The sequence below is a fragment of the Nonomuraea basaltis genome, from assembly GCF_005893125.1.
Classification (GTDB): Bacteria; Actinomycetota; Actinomycetes; order Streptosporangiales; family Streptosporangiaceae; genus Nonomuraea; species Nonomuraea basaltis.
Genome location: NZ_VCJS01000383.1, coordinates 1 through 7,199 on the forward strand (window position 1 = coordinate 1; position 7,199 = coordinate 7,199).

Annotated in this window: 4 protein-coding genes and 1 pseudogene; 2 read left to right on the top strand and 3 right to left on the bottom strand. The window is 62.7% G+C overall.

The genetic code is table 11. The annotated features are described in order from the left end of the window. Positions 1-426: 426 nt before the first annotated feature. Together EJK15_RS66065 and EJK15_RS66070 are read right to left on the bottom strand one after the other, a co-directional pair. Positions 427-3,612, bottom strand: coding sequence for a P-loop domain-containing protein (locus tag EJK15_RS66065; RefSeq protein ID WP_171075371.1), 3,186 nt, complete (start codon positions 3,610-3,612; stop codon positions 427-429). Further along, positions 3,605-5,107 (bottom strand): lipase family alpha/beta hydrolase, encoded by a 1,503-nt coding sequence (locus tag EJK15_RS66070; protein ID WP_138720403.1) that lies wholly within the window; start codon positions 5,105-5,107, stop codon positions 3,605-3,607. Before EJK15_RS66070 ends, EJK15_RS66065 begins: the two co-directional genes overlap by 8 nt. Before the next feature lie 107 nt (positions 5,108-5,214). On the opposite strand from EJK15_RS66070, the pseudogene EJK15_RS66075 reads away from it, so the two are divergent. After that, positions 5,215-5,451, top strand: a pseudogene (locus EJK15_RS66075) (transposase); the annotation flags it as partial. Then, positions 5,357-5,560, top strand: coding sequence for a hypothetical protein (locus tag EJK15_RS78310; protein ID WP_420847187.1), 204 nt, complete (start codon positions 5,357-5,359; stop codon positions 5,558-5,560). The pseudogene EJK15_RS66075 and the gene EJK15_RS78310, both read left to right, overlap by 95 nt. Positions 5,561-5,924: 364 nt before the next feature. Here the strand turns inward: EJK15_RS78310 and EJK15_RS66080 are convergent. Continuing rightward, on the bottom strand, positions 5,925-7,199 hold a 1,275-nt coding region (locus tag EJK15_RS66080; protein ID WP_206062217.1), incomplete at its 5' end, for a hypothetical protein.

Genomic DNA, 7,199 nt, shown 5'->3' on the forward strand with positions numbered 1-7,199 from the left:
TATAATCCATACAGGCGCCATTCCAGCATTGGAATGCACAGCCCCGTCACGTACGAGAGCCTCTACCGGCCCTCAGACACCGCCGAGTGACCTCACCTCAGGTGTCCGTGCAACGGGGGGAAGCTCAATGGCTGCTCCAGGTAGTGACGCATTGGAGTGAACCCGTTGGTCTAATAGAAAGCCAACGCCTCCCAGTTGGAGTCCCATACGTCCGTGAACAAACGGGAGCAGTCGGCGGCAGCGTTATTGGCTGCCGTGCGGATCGCATCGACCAGGGCGGTGCCAACCCCCATCGGATCGCGGTGGGTTCATCTTCCTGCAGTTCTACTTGTTGTTGCTAAAGGCAGAACAGCGGTTCCTTGTGTTTGAGTACAGGCCAGCACGATATCGGTGTCACAGGGATGCTCCGACAGGCCACCGCCTGCATCAGAGCTCGAGATTGATGATGGCGATGCCGTTACCTGCGACGGCAATGCGCCGGTGCTCGAGCACCGCCAGCGCGAGGACGTGGCTGCCGATGGGGATCACCAAGCAGGTACGGTCGAACGGATCCCATAGTCGCACCATTCCGTCGTAGCCGCCGCTGGCGAGCAGGGTGTGTCCGTTGGGGCGGGGTAACGCGGCAAGCGCCGGGGCCCCTGGTTCGTCTCCCGTGTTGTGGACCAGTGGGTCGCCGACCGGGGTTCGTGTCGTACCTCTCGTCAGATCCCACAGCCGGACCGTGCCATCGTTGCCACTGCTGGCGAGGAGAGTATCACCCCTAATGCTGCGGAAGGTTGCAAGGGCTCGCACCACGTCGTTGTGGCCCTGCAGTGGGCGGCCGATGAGTTTGCCTGTCGTGAGGTCCCTGAGCCGCACAGTCCCGTCTGTATGGCCACTTGCCATTAGGGTTCGTCCATCTCGGATGGACACAACGGTCAAGGCGTGTATTCCGCTGCCACGGTACGCAAAGCTGCTGATGTGAGCTCGGGAGATCGGGTTCCACATATTCACTTCGCCACGGCGGTAGTCCCCAATCGCCAGAACCGTTTCCCTACCCGGGACCTGTACGACGGCTAGCGAACTTACCGCTCTCAGATCGTGCTCAAGTCGATGGACCAATTCTCCGGCGGCGGGATCCCATAGCAGCACCACTCCGTCAGCATCGCCACTGGCCAGCAGGCTACGACCGCCGGGGATGGGGACTGCGGCCAACGACCAGATGGTCTGGGCGTGGCCGAGAAGGGGCCCACCCACACGTTGGCCGGTGTTTGCGTTCCACAGCCGTATTGTCCCGTCAGGTCCACCGCTGGCCAGCAGAGTTGCGCGTCCAGCGATGGGCACCATCGCGACTGAGTACGCTATGAAGATACCTATGGGCGGCCGGTCGTCGAGGGGTCTGTCGCTATCGGTTGGCTTCCAAGTCCACAGTGGTATTGCCTGCTCGGCAGCCTTATCCGGCATGCCGCCGCCGAATTGGACCCGCCGTAAGAAGACTTCCATAGCATGTCCATCGAGGCCTTCGATCGTAAAAAGTATGGGCCCCCCGGGCACTAAAACGGAATTTCTTGCCGATTGGTTTCCTGCGCCAGCGTGAACGAGAGTGTAGGCCGCCACATAGGGATTGAGTGGGTAAGTCATTGTCCTGGCGACCTCAACGCATGCCCAGGTGAGCTGCGAGTGTGCGGCCACGTTGTTGTCGTAATCGGTGGTGAAGTGTTCGATGAAAGTGCGATGGGCAAGTCGATAAACGGTCTGGCCGCGTTCGGTGTCAATCACCAGGTAGGGAGCGGCGGCGGCGAGTAAGGCCCTGATGTCGGTGTCGGATATCACGAGGTTCGTGCCGTAGCGTAGAGCAGTGGCGAACGTGGCCCATACGCCATCGCGGATCGGCAGTCCGCGTCCTTGGGCGTACCCGAGTGCGTGCAGTAGCGGTCCGAAAGTAGGGTGATGGCTGCTCAGTCGGTTAACCGCGGCTGCAAATAGGTTGCGATGGTCGCCGCTGAGGAGCTGGGTGAGGCCGCGCGCGTCAGTCAGGAGCTCTGGGCGAGCGAGTACCTCATGAACAGCTAGCCGGGCGAAGAGAAATTCTCGGCCAGCTGCGGCGATGGCCACGGCGATGCCGGCGACAGTGGGATCGTCTTCACCTCGCTGCAGGGCAGAGGCCAGCCGCCGCCGAACGTATCTGCTGATGGCCTGCGGATCGCGGGGGATGGTGATCATTTGGGTGTTCACCTCGTCGGCACCGGGGGCCTCGAGGGCGTCGAGGAGGTTTCGGTTTTCGGACTCTGGCTGGTCGGGTCCTTCGTGGGTGGATCGGCGAGTTCCGACCATGATGCGCACGCCTGGAATGGCGGCCAGAGGCCGCAGCAGAGCCGATGCAATGATCAATGGTTCAACTGCTTCGTCCAGAGCGTCGACGAGAATCGTGGACATGTTGGCCCGCCGTCGAACTGCATCGAGGAGCGTGGAGATCTGCTCGCTCGCCAGCTTGTCCGGCGGGACGGCCTGGTCCAGCGCTAAGCCGGTGTAGAGGCGGTCGATCACATCGGCAAGGGTCAGCCCGACGAGGTGCAACGCAACGTCGAAGATCTCCTCTGGCGGTGTCCGTGCGTGCGGGAGCAGGCCGAACAGTCCGTGCTGGGCGAGAATCCTGCTGAGCTCCGGTCGACTGCGTACGAGAACGTCGCCGAGCAAGGCGGACTTACCTGACCCAGCCGATCCGGTCACGATCAGTAGCCCACGGTCGTGCGTACCGCGAAGCCAGTCGACGATGCGCTGGCGTTCGACGTCGCGGCCTTCGAAGTACCAGGACACCTCGCTGAGTTCCGCTCCCTGAGCCTTGGGGATGAAGTGTCGCCGCTCGTCGTCGGAGAGCGTTGCTAGAATTTGCAAGATAGTGGCGCGCGCATCCAGCGGCATGGCAAAGCTGCCAGGTAGCGGAATTCGGCGACGGAGCACGGCGTCCTCAACGTTCTTAGGGACAACCTCGCTGCCGTGGAGATTCCGCTTGAGCTCGGCCCAGATATCCTTGAAGGGGATGACATCGCTGGCGCCGAACGCATCGTGCAGCACCACGGTGAGCGCTGCGCTGAATCGCCCCAGCGTAGTGGAACCCTCGGCTGAGGTTCCCACTAGCAGCACGCGCCGGGCGTCGCATTTTCTGTCGACGGCTGTGCTGAGTAACTGAACGAATCGCGCGGACTTGCAGGTGTCGATGACGACGATCAGCCAGCCCGGATCGTCCGGTGATTGTGTCTCTCTCTCGGCTATATGGTGTGCGAGCCGCTCAGGCGGAATCCCTTCTTCCCCAACAGGTCGGGGGCTATCAGCGTGAGCCAATGCAGCACGATCACCATCTGCCCACCCATGGCCGATCCAGTACAAGAGCGTGTCCCCTGACGAGCGGGACCAGGCAACGAGTCGTTTTCCAATAGCGTCGCCTGCTCGTTCAGCCATGGGTGTTTCCCAGGAAACAGCGAGTTCTCCGCCAAATTCGTGGAGTAGCCTGACAACGCGGTCGGCTTCCTCATCAACGTCGAGGCGCGGATAGTGGCGGTACTCGCCGATCGCTATTGGGAACACGTCGATATGTGGGGAGACGCGTATGGCGCTGGTGGTCGGCTCAGTCATCGGGGCTGCCATCGTCGTGGGCTAGAACCAACTGTGTGATCGCTGAGGTGCCGCCACCTTCCACGATGACGCGGAAGATTCCCGGATCAGGCAGCACGATGGCGGCCTGCCACCTGCCGTCACACCTCTGCAGTCGCGGACGGTCGATCTGTCGGCCCTGGGCGTCGGTGATCAGACACGTCGCGCCGTTCGGGCTGTCTACCCCGGAGACGACGGCGGACCACTGGGTGCCGGGTGCGACGACATCGGGAATCTCGAGTCCAAGCTCGCCTTCGCCGAGCCGGGGCGCGCCCGCATCCCGCTCGGTGATCACATCGCAAACCAGCTGGACGGCCTCACTGGCGCGGGCCAGGGAACCGTGTTGTTGTGGCAACGTTGACGGCCGCAAGCCGCCGAGGGTGGCGGAACTGCGGGGCACTGTGCCGTCGCCGCCATCGTCGATGCGGACGAGCACACCCGAGCCCTCACGGACGAACCCCTCGTCGGTGTGGAGCTGGAAAGTGTGGCGGTGCGGGATGACCAGGCCATCGCGCAGGCTCAGGCTCTGCAGGGTGGGCTGGGCTGTGCCCACCAGCGCGTGATGGTTGACCAACTGCAACGGTGAGGTCCGTTGGTGAAATGCGAACGCCTTCGCTGCAAGCTGTTCATGGCCGCCGAACTCGGCGACGTCGGTGGGGGTTAACCGCCGGGGGTCGCCGTCGTCATCCTGCTCGACGCAGCGATAGCAGGGAAGCAGGTCATGAATACCAGGCAAGGTGGTGGCCATTGCGTGTAGTCGTTGCCGAGGGAGTGGAACGGGTGCGTATTCACCGCGGCTGAGGATCATCGCCGCTTTCACCGCGCCGTCGAAGGGCGTGCCGAGCGTGATCGTTGCCCGGATGTCCAGGTGGTGTTCACCATCGCGCTCAAGCGCGCGGCACAGCAGGCCGCCCATGGAGTGGGCGACGAAAACCAATCGTGCCGGCCGACCATCCGGCCGCAGTCTTCGGACTGCCTCGTGATCCGGATGTGCCCGCCACCGTTGAAGGTGATCAGCGGCCTTCACGGCGAGCCGCCTGGCGTTGTACGCAACGGGTAGCCGCCAGTCGTAGGCGAACTCCAAGATCGCGTCAGGATGAGCGACACATCGGCCGACACGCTGGATGAGGGAGTCGTAGGGCTCGAAGCCGTGCAGGAACGGGGCATATGCCGGAAGCTTCAGTAACCCAGTCGCCGCCACATGGTCAAACCGGCCATCGATCTCGTCGGTAGTAAGCTCCCGAGCTTCGTCGGTGAGCCTGCCGAGTTGGTCCTCGCTTAGCGCTAGAGCGTTCAGCGAAGAACCACTACGGCTCCACAGTCGGGCATAGCTGCCGAGCCGAAACCCCCACAGCACCCCGTTCGGCCCTTTCAGGACACTGCCCATGATCCCTGGGACCACTACGACAGCATCCTGCGAGACATTCCGCCGAACGGTCTGGACAACTAGGCCGGGTGAGCGGAATGTCGTGCTCATACCTTTCAGACTAATAGTTAACGTCACCTGGCGAGCAGCTTGTACAACTCCGGCTCAGCGAATTAGGGGGTGCTTGAGAAGATCGTTCATGTGCGGCGTGACGGTCGGTGCCGTCAGGGTGGCCCGATGCCCCTGATCGTTACCCCTCGGACCTCACGGACGCGCAGTGGGAGTTGATCGAGCCCTTACTCCCGGAGCCGAACACCGGGGACGTCCCGAAAAGCATCGCGCCGGGAGAACGTCAACGCGATCCTTTACGTGGTGCGTTCCGGCTGTCCGTGGCGGTACTTGCCACCGACCTGCCGCCCTGGCAGACCGTGTACTGGTACTTCCAGCAGTGGGAACAAACAGGCCGGCGTGACCGAGGCGCTGCTGGCTGCTGAGATGGAGAGGCTGTCGCCGACTCACCTACCTGGTGCGCACCACGGTCACTCTCATGAACTCGTACCCTGAGGTAGGCAGAAGAGCCCTCGGCACTCGCTGTAGGAGAGTGGAGGCTATTTCGCTTGCGAAGGCTGCTTGAGCTGGGCAAATAGCCTATGTGGCCCGCGTGCTGTGCAAGATCATCCCGTGCATGTCCCATGTCGGCTGGGGCGGCTGCGACGACGTCCGGCACAACGAGGGTCTGGTACCCAGCGATTGCGCCAGGGTGTCAGGCCGGGAACCGAAGCGGCGATCGCTCAGGAGTTACACCGACTGTCACGCAGTTTCCAAATGGCGCCAGAACGGAGACCGCGAGGGAGCCCGGCCTGTGCCCTACTCCATGCTTGCCGACCTGGCCACTGTCAACCGCATGCAGTCATTCCGCCTGGTCCGGTCAAAACAGGGAGTCCTGGCTGTACGCCTGGTGGACGTAGCGCTTGGCTTTGGAGCCGCGGTTGCGAGTGCGTCTCTGACGGGCGCTGACCGATTCGCGGCTGCGCTCCGTGGCCATGACGACGCTCTGCCCTGCCTCGATACGGTCTTGCACAAGAGAGTGCAGTTGCTCTGGATTGGTGCCGACCGTGCCAGCCAGCCCGTGCTTGACCAGTTCGATGAACTGCGTATTAACCAGATAGCGCTCCACCTGTTTGTAACCGAGGAGCCGTGCAGCGCTGTCCGCCTGGGCGCCACGTGTGCAGTCGTCCTGCAAGAGCAGTCGAACGTAAGAGACCGGTAGATACATGCCGGGGACGAGCCCTTCGACCGGCTGCTTGTCGGTGTCCTCGGGCCAGTGGGCGAGCTTGAGGAAACAGGGATCGTTTCCCATTCGCCACTCGCTGGGCAGCGCGGGAGAGCGGCTCAGCTGTGCCACCTTTTCAAGCCGATCGATTTGGCTCATAAGACGGTCGTCCACATAGATCGACCGTTTGCGCGGATCGAGACGCTTGTACTGAACCAGTACGAAACTCTGGGTGGGCTCGTGGAAGTAGATCATGTCGGTTCCGAGCCGGGATTCGACTGGGGTGGCGTTGACGTTGGCCACCTCCAACCGTCGGCCCTCGGCATCCTGCAGTACGTGGATGTCGCACCTGACCTCGTTACCGCTCTGCCACTGGCTGAATAGGCCGAAGGCATCCCCGGCAGAGCGAACATCGTGATCGATCAGGCTGTGCTCTACGGGCTGCGGTATGAGCCCGGCCAGGTAGGGCGCATCCCGCGACGAAGGACGCTGCCACGCCGCTAAGGCGGAGTGCGGGAACTCTGCGATCCGTAGAAGGCTACGTGTCGCATCCTGTTGCTCCTGCCAGGCACGGTCCGCGGGATCACGGTTGTCCAGCACCGGGGGGTCGGCTTGGGCGATCAACCAGTCGAGCAGACCTGTCAGTCCTGGATGCGCTTCTCGAAGCGCAGCATCCACCGCCTTCCATACGGCAGTGCTGCATTCGCCGACCCTGCCGAGGAGAGCGGCCTGTTCGAATTCCTCGCGCAGTGTACCGGGGAGTCGGCTGAGCAGCCCTTTGTAACCGTCGAGCTTGATCGTTTCTAGTACGGCAGTCACCATTCGTGAGCTGAGCTGTGGGTTTATGTCGTAGTCAGGCGGGTGCGTTTGTGGAACCAGCGGGCCCGAGCCTGATGTCGGCGTCGCCAGATTGACCAGTGGGCGGTGTGC